This window comes from Pseudomonas putida (assembly GCF_028682475.1).
GTDB classification, from domain to species: Bacteria; Pseudomonadota; Gammaproteobacteria; order Pseudomonadales; family Pseudomonadaceae; genus Aquipseudomonas; species Aquipseudomonas putida_AG.
Genome location: NZ_JANHLE010000016.1, coordinates 92466 through 108280, shown reverse-complemented (window position 1 = coordinate 108280; position 15815 = coordinate 92466). Strand labels below are relative to the sequence as shown.

The 15815-nt window shown below is 60.8% G+C and carries 12 protein-coding genes; 8 read left to right on the top strand and 4 right to left on the bottom strand.

The features are described from left to right. Window positions 1-18: 18 nt before the first annotated feature. The 3 genes from tauC to tauA are packed head-to-tail and all read right to left on the bottom strand — an operon-like array spanning window position 19 to window position 2639. A complete protein-coding gene (gene tauC, locus NPS47_RS15225) occupies window positions 19-858 on the bottom strand; it encodes a taurine ABC transporter permease TauC (protein WP_274295691.1) in 840 nt (279 codons plus the stop codon). After that, complete coding sequence (tauB, locus tag NPS47_RS15220; protein ID WP_274295690.1) at window positions 855-1649, bottom strand: taurine ABC transporter ATP-binding subunit; 795 nt, start codon at window positions 1647-1649, stop codon at window positions 855-857. The genes tauC and tauB overlap by 4 nt, the downstream gene beginning before the upstream one ends. A gap of 12 nt (window positions 1650-1661) precedes the next feature. After that, on the bottom strand, window positions 1662-2639 hold the full coding sequence (gene tauA, locus NPS47_RS15215; RefSeq protein WP_038605585.1) for a taurine ABC transporter substrate-binding protein: 978 nt from the start codon (window positions 2637-2639) through the stop codon (window positions 1662-1664). Between the two features lie 518 nt (window positions 2640-3157). Between tauA and NPS47_RS15210 the strand changes: the two genes are divergently transcribed. The 8 genes from NPS47_RS15210 to NPS47_RS15175 all read left to right on the top strand — a co-directional run bounded on the left by NPS47_RS15210 (window position 3158) and on the right by NPS47_RS15175 (window position 10201). Further along, window positions 3158-4495: an OprD family porin gene (locus NPS47_RS15210; protein ID WP_274295689.1), complete on the top strand. Its 1338-nt coding sequence runs from the start codon at window positions 3158-3160 to the stop codon at window positions 4493-4495. A gap of 158 nt (window positions 4496-4653) precedes the next feature. Then, window positions 4654-5292 (top strand): peroxiredoxin, encoded by a 639-nt coding sequence (locus NPS47_RS15205; protein ID WP_274295688.1) that lies wholly within the window; start codon window positions 4654-4656, stop codon window positions 5290-5292. Between the two features lie 201 nt (window positions 5293-5493). Next, on the top strand, window positions 5494-6087 hold the full coding sequence (gene ssuE, locus NPS47_RS15200) for an NADPH-dependent FMN reductase (RefSeq protein ID WP_274295687.1): 594 nt from the start codon (window positions 5494-5496) through the stop codon (window positions 6085-6087). Window positions 6088-6180: 93 nt separating this feature from the next. Continuing rightward, window positions 6181-7146, top strand: coding sequence for a sulfonate ABC transporter substrate-binding protein (locus NPS47_RS15195; protein WP_274295686.1), 966 nt, complete (start codon window positions 6181-6183; stop codon window positions 7144-7146). A gap of 58 nt (window positions 7147-7204) precedes the next feature. Further along, complete coding sequence (gene ssuD, locus NPS47_RS15190; RefSeq protein ID WP_274295685.1) at window positions 7205-8353, top strand: FMNH2-dependent alkanesulfonate monooxygenase; 1149 nt, start codon at window positions 7205-7207, stop codon at window positions 8351-8353. 10 nt (window positions 8354-8363) lie between these two features. Next, a complete protein-coding gene (ssuC, locus tag NPS47_RS15185) occupies window positions 8364-9158 on the top strand; it encodes an aliphatic sulfonate ABC transporter permease SsuC (RefSeq protein WP_274295684.1) in 795 nt (264 codons plus the stop codon). Beyond that, window positions 9155-9967: an aliphatic sulfonates ABC transporter ATP-binding protein gene (ssuB, locus tag NPS47_RS15180; protein ID WP_274295683.1), complete on the top strand. Its 813-nt coding sequence runs from the start codon at window positions 9155-9157 to the stop codon at window positions 9965-9967. The genes ssuC and ssuB overlap by 4 nt, the downstream gene beginning before the upstream one ends. A gap of 18 nt (window positions 9968-9985) precedes the next feature. Beyond that, window positions 9986-10201, top strand: a complete 216-nt coding sequence (locus NPS47_RS15175) for a TOBE domain-containing protein (RefSeq protein ID WP_010221227.1) — start codon at window positions 9986-9988, stop codon at window positions 10199-10201. Between the two features lie 46 nt (window positions 10202-10247). Here NPS47_RS15175 and NPS47_RS15170 read toward each other — a convergent pair whose 3' ends face one another. Beyond that, on the bottom strand, window positions 10248-15749 hold the full coding sequence (locus tag NPS47_RS15170; RefSeq protein ID WP_274295682.1) for a hypothetical protein: 5502 nt from the start codon (window positions 15747-15749) through the stop codon (window positions 10248-10250). Window positions 15750-15815 lie beyond the last annotated feature (66 nt).

The window sequence follows — 15815 nt, the reverse complement described above, 5'->3', positions numbered from 1 at the left end:
ATTGTTCTCGACTCGTCTTCAATGACTCTGGCCGTGCCAGGGCACCAGTTTGCGCTGCAGGGCGCGCAGCCCCATTTCCAGAGCAAAGGCGATCAGCGCGATCACCAGAATGCCCAGCACCACCACATCGGTGACCAGGAACTGCGCCGCCGACTGAACCATGAAGCCCAGGCCACTGGTGGCGGCGATCAGCTCGGCAGCGACCAGGGTCGACCAGCCCACACCGAGGCCGATGCGTACCCCGGTGAGGATGTCGGGTAGGGCACTGGGCAGGATGACGTGGCGGATCAGCTGGGCCCGCGTGGCACCCAGCGATTGCGCCGCGCGCAGTTTGGTCGGGTCGACCGTGCGTACGCCGGTGGCGGTGGCGATGGCAATCGGGGCGAAGATCGCCAGGTAGATCAGCAGCACCTTCGACAACTCGCCAATGCCACACCAGATCACGATCAGCGGCAGGTAGGCCAGGGGCGGAATAGGGCGGTAGAACTCGATCAGCGGATCGAGAATGCCGCGAGCAATTCGGTTGTGGCCGATGGCGATACCGATCGGAATCGCTGTGACAATCGCCGCGGCCAGCGCCAGACCGATGCGTCCCAGGCTCGCGCCCAGGTGTTGCCACAGGGTTGAATCCATATAGCCCTGGGTCAGCAGCAACCAGGCTTTGGCCAGCACCGCTTCAGGGGACGGCAGGAACAGCGGTTCGATCCACTCGGCGGCGGTCACCGCCCACCACAGCAGGAGCAGGGTGGCCAGGGTCAGGCCGCTGATCCAGCGGGTGCTCAGGTTGCGACGCGGCTTGGCAACCGGCGCTGACGGGCTGGTGTGTTTGGCCGTGACCGGCAATTCCAGGCTGCTCATGCGAACTCCTGCCGCACCGCGGCGCTGCGTTGAGAAAACACCCGGCTCAGCACATGTTCGCGGGTTTCGATAAATCGCGGGTCGGACTTGATCGCCCTGGCCGACTCGCCGGCGGCATAACGCTGACCGAAATCCAGCTGCAGACGTTCGACGATCTGCCCGGGGTTGGGCGCCAGGAGGATCAGGTCGGTGGCGAGGAACACCGCTTCTTCGATGTCGTGGGTGATCAGGAACACAGGTTTGGCTGTGCGTTGCCAGACCTGCAGGAGCAATTCCTGCATCTGTTCGCGGGTAAAGGCATCGAGGGCACCGAATGGCTCGTCCATCAGCAGCACCCGTGGATCGGCGGCCAGGGCGCGGGCCAGGCCAACACGTTGCTTCTGGCCACCGGACAATTGCCAGATACGCCGCGCACCGAAATCGGCCAGATCAACCAGCGCCAGCATTTCCCGGGCCTTGTGCTCACGCTCGGGGCGCGGCACGCCCGCCAGCTCCAGGCCGAAGGCGACGTTGGCCAGGACATCCTGCCAGGGCAGCAGGGCATCGTCCTGAAACACCACGCCGCGCTCGGCGCTCGGGCCTTGCACCGGGACACTGTCGAGAGTGATGCGCCCGGCGCTGGGCGTTACGAATCCGGCAATCAGGTTGAGCAGCGAGGTCTTGCCGCTGCCCGACGGGCCGAGGGCCACCAGCAACTGCTGTGGGCCCAGGCTCAGGTTGATATCGGCCAGCACCGGTTCGGCTGCGCCGGGGTACTGTGCGCTGATGCGCTCCAGTTCAAGCAATGCCATGACAAGCTCCGATCAGTTGGCGATGAACTTGGCGCTGACGTACGGCGCGTAGTCCGGCAGTACCGCTTCGACCTTGCCCTGTTCCTTGAGGAAGGTGGCGGTGTCGGTGATGGCCTGGGTGGTCGGCGCACCGAGGGCGGCAATCTGGTCGGCCGCCAGCGGGAACACGTTGCCTTGCAGCAGGGCTGGAATGTCCGTGGCTTTGGCGCCGGAGAGCTTGACCAGTTTGTCGACGTTGCTTTGATTGGCCAGCCAGGCTTGTGGGTCTTTGCGGTAGTCGGCGTAGGCATCGAGGGTGACTTTGGCGAAGGCCTTGACGATTTCCGGGTGCTTGGCGGCAAAGTCCTTGCGCACGATCCAGGCATCGAAGGTTGGTGCGCCTTTCTCGGCCAGCTCGCCGGAGGTGATCAGCACCTTGCCGTTTTCCTTGGCCACACCCAGGGCCGGATCCCAGACGTAAGTGGCGTCAATGTCACCGCGCTTCCAGGCGGCAATGATCGCCGGTGGCGCCAGGTTGAGGATCTGTACCTTGGCCGGGTCGATGTTCCACTGTTTAAGTGCGGCGAGCAGGCTGTAATGGCCGGTGGAAACGAAAGGCACGGCGATCTTCTTGCCGATCAGGTCTTGCGGCGAATTGATCCCGGCGCCTTCGCGCGCCACCAAGGCCTCAGCGGCGCCGATCTGGGTAGCGATCAGGAAGGTTTCCACCGGCAGTTTGCGGGTTGCGGCAGCGGCTAGCGGGCTGGAACCTAGGTAGCCGATCTGCACATCGCCCGAGGCCACGGCGGTGATGACATCGGCGCCACTGTCGAACTTGCGCCAGTCGATGCTGGCCTTGCTGGCTTTTTCATAGTCGCCGTTGACCTGGGCGACTTTCGCCGGATCGACGGTGGTCTGGTAGGCAACGGTCAGGTCGGCCGCCTGAGCGAACCAGCTGGCGCCAGCCAGGGTCAGGGCGGCGAACAGGCGCAGCGGAGCATGCAGGGTCATGGTGAACTCCTAGTCAGGCGAGTAGTGGGGGACAATGGTCGGAAGACTAGATGATCTAAGAAACTTAAAATAAATAACTTTTTAGCATTAGCTTAGGAGCCAATCGCTTTAAGCTTTCGGGCTTGCCTGTGAGAGCGGGCTTGCCCCGCGATGACAGAAATCAAGGTAATCACCAGGGCAAAACGAAATGATGGGTGAATGTGTGAGGCAAGGCGGTCTAAATAGTTATTGATTAATAACCTTTAGGAATTAGCTTGGATGCCGATAGCGTCCGTGGAGAAAATTTCGGTGCATATTCCGTAATAATCTGAAAAATTACGAAATAAGTCTTTTTGGATTTATAGGATTGTCATTATCCTTGACCCCAAGGGCTGGCGCATTAGACCAAAGTCGTGAAACGAACAGTTACGATTGACTTGACGGTCACCCTTTGGTGCTAATCGCCAATCGACGTCGAGCGGGGCAATAGATCCTGCCGTAAGCGACACACAAGAATTAGAAACGTAGAGGAGCAAAACATGTACAAGTCGACCTTGGCACTCGCCGTGGCCGTAGGGGTTCTGGCCCAGCAGGCAAATGCCGCCGGTTTCGTTGAAGACAGCAAGCTGTCGCTCAGTTCGCGGACCATGTATTTCAACAACGATAACCGTGACGGTGCTAACGATAACCGTGAGTCTGGTCAGGGCTTCAAGCTCGACTACATCTCGGGTTTCACTGACGGTACCGTAGGTTTCGGTGTCGATGCCCAAGCGCTGTGGGGTATTCACCTGGATGGCGGTAAAGGCCACCACCCGGATAACAGCAGTTTCTTCCCAAGCGACACCGATAAGTCGGCTGAGAGCCAGTGGGGTCGTTTTGGTGCCAACGCCAAAGCGCGTTTCTCCAAGACCGAAGTCCACTTCGGTAGCGCTCTGGCACCTAACCTGCCGATCCTGGTGTCCAACGATGGCCGTCTGCTGCCGCAAACGTTTGAAGGCGGCACTATTCAGACGAAAGAAATCGACAACCTGACCCTCAATGCCGGTCAACTGACCCACGCCATGGGGCGTGCGTCGAGCAACCGTACGGGTCTGTCCGTCTCCGGTGCAACTCAGGACAGCAACAAGTTCCAGTTCGCCGGTGGCGACTGGAAGGTCACCAAAGACCTGACTTTGCAGTACTACTACTCGAACCTGGAAGACTTCTACAAGCAGCACTTCCTGGGCCTGGTTCACGTCTATCCGATCGCCGAAGACCAGTCGTTCAAGACTGACCTGCGCTACTTCGACAGCAGCAGCGATGGCAAGAACGGTCAGACCGGTTATGCCTTCGACAACAACAAAGGTTTTGCCAAGAACAAGGGCGAGGTCGACAACAAGACCTGGAGCGCCATGTTCACTTATACCCTTGGCGGCCATGCTTTCCTGCTGGGTCACCAGCAGATCGGTGATGACGGTGGTTTTGTCTGGGCGAACCAAGGCGGTGTGACTAAAGACGGTACTAGCAACACAGGCACCGAAGGTAACGCTGGCGCCAGCTTCTACCTGTTCACCGACAGCATGATCAACCAGTTCGCCAAAGCCGGTGAGAACACCACCTTCGGGCAATACTCCTATGACTTCGCACGCCTGGGCGTACCGGGTCTGAAGACCTCGGTTTCCTACTTGCGCGGCGATGACATCAAGAGCGCCAAGAACGGCAGCAGCTATCACGAATGGGAACGCGATGCTCGCATCGACTACGTCATTCAGGAAGGCACCCTCAAAGGCCTGGGCGCCAGCCTGCGTCACGGCGTGTACCGCGGTGCTGGTAACGAAGCCAGTGCTGACCAGGATCAGACCCGCCTGATCTTCAACTACACTTACAGCTTCATGTAAGTCCGGTTGAAACAAGAAGCCTCGCTCGATGCGAGGCTTTTTTATGCCTGCTGTTTTATAGGCTTAAAAGTTATAAATAAATCAATATTTATTCTTTTTGTTTTTATCCCAGTGCAGGCACAGTAATCCCATAACGAACCCAGCCAAGGAGCCGCACCATGAGCCTCAGACTCGGCGACATCGCCCCCGACTTCGAACAGGAATCCAGCGAAGGCAAGATCCGCTTCCATGAATGGCTGGGCAACAGCTGGGGCGTGCTGTTCTCGCACCCAGCCGACTTCACCCCGGTGTGCACCACCGAACTGGGCTTTACCGCCAAACTCAGAGAGCAGTTCGCCGAACGTGGGGTCAAGGCCATTGCCCTGTCGGTGGACCCGGTGGACTCGCATCACCGCTGGATCGAAGACATCAACGAAACCCAGAACACTATCGTTAACTTCCCGATCCTGGCCGATGCCGACCGCAAGGTTTCCGACCTCTACGACCTGATTCATCCCAATGCCAGCGACACCCTGACGGTTCGCTCCCTGTTCGTTATCGACCCGAACAAGAAGATCCGTCTGACCATTACTTACCCGGCCAGTACCGGGCGTAATTTCCACGAGATTCTGCGGGTGATCGACTCGTTGCAGCTGACCGACAACCACAAGGTTGCCACCCCGGCCAACTGGCAGGACGGTGACGAGGTGGTGATCGTGCCGTCGCTCAAGGATGAGGACGAAATCAAGCAACGCTTTCCGAAGGGGTACCGGGCGGTCAAGCCGTACCTGCGCCTGACCCCGCAACCCAATCGCTGATCATTAGCCATAGCAGGGATTTTGGGCCGTTTCGACGGCCCTTTTTTTACTGGGCGTCTGTGAAATTTGCATAGACAATAAAGGAATAAACAAATGAAAAAATATGATTTATTGATATATGTATCGAGCTGTTAAGGTCACTGCATTCCAGCGAGAACTCAAACTCGCGGCCTTCTAGAACACGATCAAGGATGCGCTCCAATGCTGGTTGTTTCTCTCGGTGGTAGTCCCAGTCTGCGTTCACGCTCCGGTGTGCTGCTCGAGCGCAGCCGCCAGTGGCTGCAAGGCCAGGGCGTGGAAGTAGTGACTTTCCAGGTGCGCGACTTTCCAGCCGAAGACCTGCTGCACGCGCGTTTCGACAGTCCCCGGGTGCAGCACTTTGTGCAACTGGTAGAGCAGGCCGACGGCCTGGTGGTGGCGACGCCGGTCTACAAGGCGTCGTTTGCCGGGGCCTTGAAAACCCTGCTCGACCTGCTGCCTGAGCGCGCCCTGAGCCACAAGGTGGTGTTGCCCATCGCCACCGGTGGCAGCATCGCCCACATGCTAGCGGTGGATTACGCACTCAAGCCGGTGCTGTCTGCACTCAAGGCCCAGGAAACCCTGCAAGGGATTTTCGCCGATGACAGCCAGATCACTTACGGCGAAGGCAATGCCGCCGCACAACTGACGCCGGTTCTGGAACAGCGTCTGAACGAATCGCTTGAACTGTTTCACAGTGCCCTGGCACGCCGACCGAAACCGGTCGCGCCCGGTGTACTGAATGAGCGTCTGCTCAGTGCGCGCTGGAGCATCTGAGCCGCACTACCCGATTTTCTGCAATTCCCACCTTACTCGCCCGCCAACGGGCAAGCAGGTGCAGCCTGAACCCAACAGCAAAAGGAGAGCGCTATGCGCACTGTCATTTTGCGTCGTGGTCTGGTCGCTCTGTTTGCTGCGGCTGTGTCCTTCGGCGCCATTACTCAAGCTCAGGCCGAAAGCCTGCGTATCGGTTATCAGAAATACGGCACTCTGGTGCTGCTCAAGGCCAAGGGCTCGCTGGAGAAGCGTCTGGCAGCCCAGGGCGTTCAGGTGCAATGGACGGAATTCCCCGGTGGCCCGCAGTTGCTTGAGGGTTTGAACGTCGGCTCCATTGACTTTGGCGTTACCGGCGAAACTCCGCCAGTGTTCGCCCAGGCTGCCGGCGCCGACCTGCTATACGTGGCCTATGAGCCGCCCGCGCCGCACAGCGAAGCGATCCTGGTGCCCAAGGGCTCGCCGATCCAGTCGGTCAAGGAGCTCAAGGGCAAGAAAGTCGCGCTGAACAAGGGCTCCAACGTGCACTACCTGCTGGTGCGCGCGCTGGAAGATGCCGGCCTCAAATACACCGATATCCAGCCGGTATTCCTGCCGCCTGCCGATGCTCGTGCCGCCTTCGAGCGTGGCAGTGTCGATGCCTGGGTGATCTGGGACCCCTATCAGGCCGCTGCCGAGCAGCAGCTGCAGGCCCGTACCCTGCGTGACGGCAAAGGCATCGTCGACAACCACCAGTTCTACCTGGCGACCAAACCCTACGCGCAGCAGCACCCGGAAGTGATCAACACCCTGGTCGAGGAAGTGCGCGCCGTCGGCGAGTGGTCCAAAGCCAACCCGCAGGAGGTCACCGACCAGGTCGCACCGCTGCTTGGCCTGCCGGCCGACATCACCCTGACCTCGGTCAAACGCCAGGGCTACGGTGCCCACTTCCTGACCCCGGACGTGGTCAGCGCCCAGCAGAAAATCGCCGACACCTTCCACACGCTCAAGCTGATTCCCAAGCCGCTGAGCATCAAGGATGTGATCTGGACTCCCCCGGCCAAGGTCGCCACTGCGCCTTGACGATTCGCCTGTGCCGGGGCGCGGTCCCGGCTTGCGTTCCCCTTAGGAGACAACTCCAATGAGCCTCAATGTTTTCTGGTTTCTTCCCACCCACGGCGACGGCCACTACCTGGGCACCTCGGAAGGTGCGCGTGCCGTCGATCACGGTTACCTGCAGCAGATTGCCCAGGCTGCCGACCGTCTGGGCTTTGGCGGTGTGTTGATCCCGACCGGACGTTCCTGCGAGGACTCCTGGCTGGTCGCCGCGTCGCTGATTCCAGTGACTCAGCGTCTGAAGTTCCTGGTCGCCCTGCGTCCGGGCATCATTTCGCCGACGGTGGCGGCACGCCAGGCGGCAACCCTGGACCGGCTCTCCGGCGGCCGGGCGTTGTTCAATCTGGTAACCGGTGGCGATCCGGAAGAGCTTTCCGGTGACGGCCTGTTCCTCAGTCACGAAGAGCGCTATCAGGCCTCGGTTGAATTCACCTGCATCTGGCGTCGGGTGCTGGAAGGCGAAACCGTCGATTACGACGGCCAGCACATCCAGGTCAAAGGCGCCAAACTGCTCTATCCGCCGATCCAGCAACCACGTCCACCGCTGTACTTTGGCGGTTCTTCGGAGGCCGCACAGGATCTGGCGGCCGAGCAGGTCGAGCTGTACCTGACCTGGGGCGAACCACCGGCCGCGGTTGCCGAGAAGATCGAACAGGTTCGTGCCAAGGCCGCCAAGCAAGGCCGGAGCGTGCGCTTCGGTATTCGTCTGCATGTGATTGTGCGCGAGACCAACGCCGAAGCCTGGCAGGCTGCCGACCGCCTGATTGCGCACCTGGACGACGACACCATTGCCCGCGCCCAGGCGTCGCTGGCGCGCTTCGACTCGGTGGGTCAACAACGCATGGCCGCACTGCACGGCGGCAGCCGTGACAACCTGGAAGTCAGCCCCAACCTCTGGGCCGGCGTCGGTCTGGTGCGTGGCGGTGCCGGCACTGCGCTGGTGGGCGATGGCCCGACCGTGGCAGAACGGGTCAAGGAATATGCCGCACTGGGAATCGATACCTTCATCTTCTCCGGTTATCCACACCTGGAAGAATCCTACCGGGTGGCCGAGCTGTTGTTCCCGCACCTGGATGTGCAGCGCCCGGAGCTGCCGAAAAGCGCTGGCTACGTGAGCCCGTTTGGCGAGATGGTCGCCAACGACATCCTGCCCAAATCCGCAGCACAGCGCTGAGGACCTGGCCATGAGTCGTGCATCCACTCCCTGGCCGCAGCGCCTGGCGCCCTGGGCGCTGCCGCTGCTGCTGTTGGCGGTCTGGCAAGTGGCAGTCAGCGTCGGCTGGCTGTCGACGCGCATCCTGCCGGCACCGAGCGCGGTGTTCAGCGCCGGGGTCGAACTGCTGCGCAGCGGTGAAATCTGGACCCACCTGGCAATCAGTGGCTGGCGCGCCGCGCTGGGCTTTCTGATCGGTGGCGCAATCGGTCTGGCCCTGGGCTTTATCACCGGTCTGTCGAAATGGGGCGAACGCCTGCTCGACAGCTCGGTGCAGATGATCCGCAACGTCCCGCACCTGGCGCTGATCCCGCTGGTGATCCTGTGGTTCGGTATCGATGAGTCGGCGAAGATTTTCCTCGTCGCCCTCGGCACTCTGTTCCCGATTTACCTCAATACCTACCACGGCATTCGCAACGTCGATCCGGCGCTGGTGGAAATGGCGCGCAGCTATGGCTTGTCCGGTTTCGAGCTGTTTCGCCAGGTGATTCTGCCCGGCGCCTTGCCTTCGATCCTGGTCGGTGTGCGCTTCGCCCTGGGCTTCATGTGGCTGACCCTGATCGTTGCCGAAACCATTTCCGCCAACGCCGGCATCGGCTACCTGGCGATGAATGCCCGTGAGTTCCTGCAGACCGACGTGGTGGTCCTGGCGATTGTGCTGTATGCCGTGCTCGGCAAGCTTGCCGACCTGGCAGCGCGGGGCCTTGAGCGGGTCTGGCTGCGCTGGCACCCGGCCTATCAACCGACGCGGGGAGAGGGCACATGACCATCCTCAAAGAAGCACCGGCGCGGCTGTTGCGCGGCATACCGCTGGCCGCCAACAACCTGCGGAAAACCTTTGGCCCGCGCCAGGTGCTGCGTGACATCGATCTGCATATCCCTGCCGGCCAGTTCGTCGCCATCGTCGGGCGCAGTGGCTGCGGAAAAAGCACGCTGTTGCGCTTGCTCGCGGGGCTCGACCAACCCAGCGGCGGCGAGTTGCTGGCAGGCTCGGCGCCGTTGAGCGAGGCGCGCGAGGACACCCGCCTGATGTTCCAGGAAGCGCGGCTGCTGCCCTGGAAGAAGGTGATCGACAACGTCGGCCTGGGTTTGTCCGGCAACTGGCGGCCACAGGCGTTGCAAGCCCTGGAGGCGGTCGGTCTGGCCGAGCGCGCCAATGAATGGCCGGCAGCGCTGTCTGGCGGGCAGAAGCAGCGGGTGGCCCTGGCGCGTGCGCTGATCCACCAGCCGCGTCTGTTGTTGCTCGACGAACCGCTGGGCGCACTGGATGCCCTGACCCGCATCGAGATGCAGCAACTGATCGAACGGCTCTGGCGTGAGCATGGTTTCACCGTCTTGCTGGTGACCCACGATGTCAGCGAAGCGGTCGCGGTCGCCGACCGGGTGATCCTCATCGAAGACGGTGAAGTGGGCCTGGACCTGATTGTCGACCTGCCACGCCCCCGTGTACGTGGCTCCCATCGCCTGGCGGCGCTGGAAACCGAAGTTCTCAACCGCGTGCTCTCGGTGCCGGGTGCACCGCCTGAGCCGGAACCCGTAGCACCTTTGCCAACGCAGCTGCGTTGGGCTCATTGACCTGAAGGAAGCAAGCACATGACCATCAAAGCGATCAACGTACGCAACCAGTTCAAAGGCACCGTGAAGGAAATCCTCGAAGGTCCGGTACTGTCGGAAATCGACGTGCAGACGGCCTCAGGCATCGTCACTTCGGTGATCACCACCCGTTCGGTGCGAGAGCTGGAGCTGACCATCGGTAGTGAGGTGATTGCCTTCGTCAAATCCACCGAAGTGTCTATTGCCAAGCTGTAACGACCGACGCCCGGGCCATGCGCTGGTCCGGGCGTGATCATTCACGTCACCCAGGGTTCGGTCGCAGGCCGCCGAACAGCGCAGTGGCCTGGCTTTCCGTGATCGGGCCGCGCCATGCACCGCTGCCTTGATTCACCTCACTGGCCAGCTTCAGGTGACCTGCTTCAAGGCGGGCGAAGCCTTTGCCTGGCGTGTTCTTGAAGTGAAAGTGGGCATACCACAGCGGTGTACCGGTGGAGCGGTCGTCTATACGGTATTCCTCCAGGTACTCGATGGGGTTGCCCTGCTTGTTTCTGGCCGGCTCCAGCGTCCGTGACCAGTGGATATCCACCTGTTCCTGTGTATGCAGGTACTGTAGATGGCTGATGCCAGGCTGCTGGCTGGCCTTTATCTGCTCGATGCGCAGTTGCCGGCCGAAGGTGGTCAGTTCATCGGCTGCCTGCTCAAGGCGTTGCACCAGTGTCTGCAGGGCGTCGGTGAGGTCATCCGCGCTTTTGCGCACGATGTCCTGCGCCAGGTCCCTGAGCGTGGCGGCATAACCTTGCGCCAGATCCTCCAGGTCCGCAGGCAACATGTTCAGCCCTTTGTACTGCTGCAGTTTGGAGCGCTGGCCGGGAACATCCGCCAGGCGTTTGTTGGCGCTGGCCACCAATGACGTCAGCGGGCCAGAGGGCGCGGCGGACGCCGTACGTGCCGGTTGCCATTTGCCGTTCGGGGCGCGGGTGTAGCTGGTATGGGTCTCGCTGTTGACCGTGCGGTTGACCACCATTGTGGGTTGGCCATCGACGGAAATTTCATGGCCGATCAGGAGCTGCTGGTCGACTGTTTCGAACAGACGCGGCCTGCTTCGACCTCGGTTGCCGGCAATTTTTTTGCTCGGTGAGGAGGCGCTAAGCGCCCCATCGACTTCATTGATCAGGCTGGCCAGTTCCTGGCGCATCTGCCGGGTCGTTTCGGCGGTAAAAAAGTCAGGAAAGATGTCCTGCCAACTGAGCATGTGGTTAACGAATCGCTGATAGCGCTGTTTGAGCTGCAGCAAGAAGCGGTGAGTCTCTGCGCGGCTGAGCCCGGCGGCGGCCAGATCGCCATGACTGAACAAGGCGCTGCGCAACTCCAGGACCTCTCTGTTCACCCTGCGCAGCATCAGCAGGAAGTCATAACTTTCAACGCTCGGTGGCTTGAAGATGCCAGCTGCCAGGGAGGATAGGCGCACTATCCGATAGCCGTGCGGGTCCAGCGGCATGTCGAGGGCGGCGATGTCCTGGTCGTAGATGGTCAGGTTATTTCTCTGCAGGCGATTGCGGATATGGCCGATGCGGCGGACCTCCGCTTCCAGCCGTCCCAAGGCCGCGGTCAGTTCCTCATGTATGCGTTGCAATTGCCTCAGATGCTCCAAAGGGTTGTTTGTGATCTCATCGAACGTCTGGAGGAGCCGATCCAGGTCGTGAAAGCAATTGTGCATCTGTGTACGACGTCGCTGAAGCAGCTTCGGGTGCTGCCTGCCTAAGTTGATACCCAGGTCGTCGTAGATGGCTCGGTACTGCGCAGGGCGCACTTGCGAGCGGATCGTGTGCAGGCGGTCCAGGCTTTGCTCATGGAAGGTCACAAACGCCTGAAGTTGGTCTGTTGCTTCCTGCAGGGCCCGTTTGATGGTTGCCGGATCAGCAGGTGTGCCTCTGGTGCGGTCCGCACGAAAGCCATGCGCCCGGTTAAGCGCGTCTGTGGTCAACTGCAGTCGGGCTTGTTGGGCCAGACGGCCGGTATCGATGCTGCTTACCACCTCCACAGGTGACAGGCGTGCGGGCTGGGGGCGGAGGTAGCCACGCAAGGTCTGCCAGCCTCGGTTATATAGCGTGCCCAGGTAAGCGCCGCCGCCAGCCAGACCATTGTCGATGATTCGCCCGCTCAAACTGCCATGGGTTTGCCAGTGTCCTGTTTCGCTGAGTTTCACCGGTTGCTTGTAAGTACGGGCGTGGGTGCCTTTGAGCCGCCAGGTACGATAAGTTTCGTCCCACTCGACCTGGAAGTACCGCCCGTGTCGGACGATGTAATCCGACAGGCTTTCGGCATGCTGAACGACGCCCGTGCCATAGGCTGCCGGATGATCCACCCAGCGGCCTGCCGGCGCCTCGGCTTCATAGCCGATGAAAGGATCTGACGGGCTGCGGCGCGTCACGGTGGCAAGTGGGATACCTGTCGAGAGCGTGCGTTGTCGGGTGCTTGTGCGGGCTACGGCATTGCTGTTGGCAGCCAGGGAGCCGGGTGTCAGGTCGAGGAGGGCGTCTACCATTGACAGGAACACGCTGTTCAGGTGTTCGATACCTTCACGGGCGTCTCCCCTCAGGAAGGCTTCCACACTCGCATTCGCCGCATTCCAGCCATCATAGAGGGCGATGGTCGTACCGACTAACGGCACCAGACTCATCGCCATCTTGATGTAGTCGTACACACGGCCGTGGCGGATGGCTGCTTGCTCAAGGAACAGGTCGCGCTGGCTTCGGGAAGAAGTTCGATTCTCCACGATCAGCTGGCCCATCTGCAGGTTGGCCTGAAACTGGGCCCATGGTTCCTGGCGTCTTGAACCGAGACCGATGAAACCGGTGTATTTCTGCAGAACGGCAGTGTTGATGTAGCTGAGGTGGTCGCTAGCGTCGCCTTCCAGTGGCAGGCTGGCGAGGTAGCTGCGCATTGCTTCGGTGTAGGCCATTTCTTCCAGCGCCCGACACGCATTCTCTGTGCTGTCGTACTGGCTGATGACCTGTTCGTTGGGAGCATCGGGCAGCAACAGCAGAACAGGGCCAGTCTCCGCCTGCAGTACACAGACACCAGACAGGTCGACCCTGTTGCTCGAACCGTCCGCTGCCACGCCAGGCATCAACTCCAGTGTGAAGTAGTCGATGGTCGTGGTCAGGGCAGTGTCCTGCTGTTCCTGACAAAAGCGCTCGAGCAGGTGCTGGCCTTCCTCGTCGAGGTTCGCCGAGCGGCTCAGATTGATGATCGACAACTGCTGCTCAAACGGTGCACGCAGTGTCTCCTGGCGCAACTGCGCTGCCCATTGCGACCCATCCGTCAGCCCTTTGAAGGCGTCGACTATCTGCCGTTCGTAAGCCCCGGCCAGGTCCAGCTCTTTCACCAGGTTGGCGATATAGCTGAGAGTCAGTTGCTGACGCATTTGTGCAGGCGTGTTGTCGCCGAACAGGATGCGGGCGTTCCCCAGGCGCATCGTCAGGTCTTCATCCAGGGCCCACAGCAGGAACTTCTCCAAGGGCACATCGCTGCGCTCCGGGCTGAACGCTACGACTAGCTTGTATGCGTTGGCCATACCGGACTCGGGTAAGGGGACCCTTTGTTTGAAGGTGCGGTCAGCGATATCGAGGGTGATGTCAGGCAACGTCGGCACGCTGAATGACTGGCGCAAACGCTCATGCAGTTTGTTGCGGGCAAACAGGCCGCGTTCGGGCAAGTCTCGTTGCAACAGTCGGCTGGAACTCAACATGGCGACGCGAAGCGCCTCGAAGGCTGCGGCCAGCTGCGCACGCTGGGCATCATCCAGGTGGGTCAGCGATTGCATTTTGGTATGGATGTGCGCGGTGCGGTTTCTTTGCGCAAGCCGTTCGAAAGCCTGAACCCTCGCCTGGTTAGTGCTGATTGCCAGATTTTGCTGCAGCGTCTGCAGTGCCGAGGAAGCCGTGCGGGTGAACAGCGCCAATTGCGTCTGTGTCAGATAATCGAAGACATGCGTGGTGATGGGCACCATGACGATAGACGGCACCTCAGTCGTCTCGTCGAGGTGTTTGAGCAGCGCTTGTGCATCCTGTGGCCAGGCGCTTTCGAGCAGGGTTTCCGGCCAGGCACCATAGAGCGTCTTGAGCAGCGCGTTGTTCAACTGGGTCTGATCGGCGAAAACGCTCAGCCCGCCAAAATGGCCAGACTTGTGGAGCAGCCATGCGCTGTCAAACGCTTCGCTGTCATCCTCGGGTGTTGCCCGAACGGCCAGATAGCCCGTCAATGCCCAGGATCGCTCACCGATGACCAGCTTCACTGCATTGGCCACGACCGGACGTTGCAGGCTCGGCTCGGGTCTCTCGATAAGGTGTTCGACCCACGCCAGGCGAGACGGCGCCAGATCACCGAGCAGATGCTGGAAGCGTGCCTCCAGTAACAGATCCTGGGCGAAGTGCTGGCTAAGCTGTTCGAAACGGCTGGTTTCGCCGTATGTCTGCCCCCAGGTTTCTGAATCCAGACTGTCGGGGAGGTCGGTCAGCAGTTTCTGCAGCGCCTCGGTCTGGTTGTCCAGCAGTGACTGGCGTTGCCGCAGTCCGGTCATTTTCGCCGATGTCGGGTCGACTTCATCGCCCAGATAGTCAGCCAGAAGCTTCTCCTGTCGTTCGATCCTCTGTTTGCGCCAGCCCAGCGGCAGGCGCTCGTCGAGTGAGTCGAAGTGGAGCTCTTCGGCGGCCAGGGTGTCGTCCGCGCTGACCAGAAGGTCCAGCTGCTCCTTGAGCTGTTCGGGCAGCTCCTCCTTCGGGTGTATGCCACGTCTGGTTTCCCAGGCTTCGAGGGGCGACCAGTCCAGCGGGTCGGTGGCGCTTTCCCGGGCGGCCTGCAGAAGATACTTCTCGGTCAGGCGGTCGCTTTCTTCCAGCGCACTGTCCAGCAGCCCGGCGAGACCATCGACAGCCATATCCCGAACGTCAACGAAGGACGTATCAGCCTCACGATCAAGGGGTGTTGCCAGGTATGGCCAGAGCAATTGACGATGTTCGTATGACCAACGCAGCAGTGCCGCCTGGTTCTGGAACGAGCGAATGGGGTTGTTGGCCGCGGGTCTATAGAGTAGCCACGGTGCGTCGTCAGCCTGAGGCTTGACCAGCAATGCTGTTGGACATAACTCGGCCGGGTCGCCCGGGTGGTTCCAGAACAGCTGGGCATACTGGCTGCTGCTGTCCAGCTGGCCCAGCCGCGACGCCTTTTCACTGATACGGTCAAGTCCGTAGTTGAGCTCGATCGTGCTGCGCAAATGCTCACCCAGGTGCCGTTGCGTGTAGGCCCTGCGTGATACCGCATGGCCTGGCATGCGAACGTCCCAGTAAGCAGCACGGCTATCGGCGAGCAGCGAGAGCAGTAGCGGATTGAGTGCCCGTACCCAGTCCCGGCCTGTCCAGGCTGCATACCTTGAGTCGTGCGCCAGCCCCCAGGTCGACCATTCGACAAAGGGGTTGGCAAATACCGCGCTGGAAAGCACGCGGGCGGCGAAACTCAGCAACGTCGCCTGGCTGTCGCCGGCATACAGGCCGCATGCTTCGGGATCGACCTGCAGGTTTTCTTGCAGGTGGTTTCGCAGTGTTGTGCGTAGGCGGGGGGCCTGCTCCAGCACAGCGTGCAGCGCCTTGACTGCTTGCTGGCGCTGTTGCTCGGCGTTGCGCAAGGCGTTACCACGGCCCGCGGCTATCCAGCTGTCGGCGGGAATAGTGACAAGGGGAACGCTGTCGCCGATGTCGATGTCGATGTAGGAAGCGTCATCGCTAGGGGGAAGGTTTTCCGTCATGATCATGATCTCTGAAAAGGTGAGCCCTCGAAGGGGGGGCTCATTTCAGCGGTCAATTCATGATCA

Bases quoted from the DNA above. Each gene is read 5' to 3' on its own strand.
- tauC (WP_274295691.1), bottom strand. From the start codon at position 858: ATGAGCAGCCTGGAATTGCCGGTCACGGCCAAACACACCAGCCCGTCA.
- tauB (WP_274295690.1), bottom strand. From the start codon at position 1,649: ATGGCATTGCTTGAACTGGAGCGCATCAGCGCACAGTACCCCGGCGCA.
- tauA (WP_038605585.1), bottom strand. From the start codon at position 2,639: ATGACCCTGCATGCTCCGCTGCGCCTGTTCGCCGCCCTGACCCTGGCT.
- NPS47_RS15210 (WP_274295689.1), top strand. From the start codon at position 3,158: ATGTACAAGTCGACCTTGGCACTCGCCGTGGCCGTAGGGGTTCTGGCC.
- NPS47_RS15205 (WP_274295688.1), top strand. From the start codon at position 4,654: ATGAGCCTCAGACTCGGCGACATCGCCCCCGACTTCGAACAGGAATCC.
- ssuE (WP_274295687.1), top strand. From the start codon at position 5,494: ATGCTGGTTGTTTCTCTCGGTGGTAGTCCCAGTCTGCGTTCACGCTCC.
- NPS47_RS15195 (WP_274295686.1), top strand. From the start codon at position 6,181: ATGCGCACTGTCATTTTGCGTCGTGGTCTGGTCGCTCTGTTTGCTGCG.
- ssuD (WP_274295685.1), top strand. From the start codon at position 7,205: ATGAGCCTCAATGTTTTCTGGTTTCTTCCCACCCACGGCGACGGCCAC.
- ssuC (WP_274295684.1), top strand. From the start codon at position 8,364: ATGAGTCGTGCATCCACTCCCTGGCCGCAGCGCCTGGCGCCCTGGGCG.
- ssuB (WP_274295683.1), top strand. From the start codon at position 9,155: ATGACCATCCTCAAAGAAGCACCGGCGCGGCTGTTGCGCGGCATACCG.
- NPS47_RS15175 (WP_010221227.1), top strand. From the start codon at position 9,986: ATGACCATCAAAGCGATCAACGTACGCAACCAGTTCAAAGGCACCGTG.
- NPS47_RS15170 (WP_274295682.1), bottom strand. From the start codon at position 15,749: ATGACGGAAAACCTTCCCCCTAGCGATGACGCTTCCTACATCGACATC.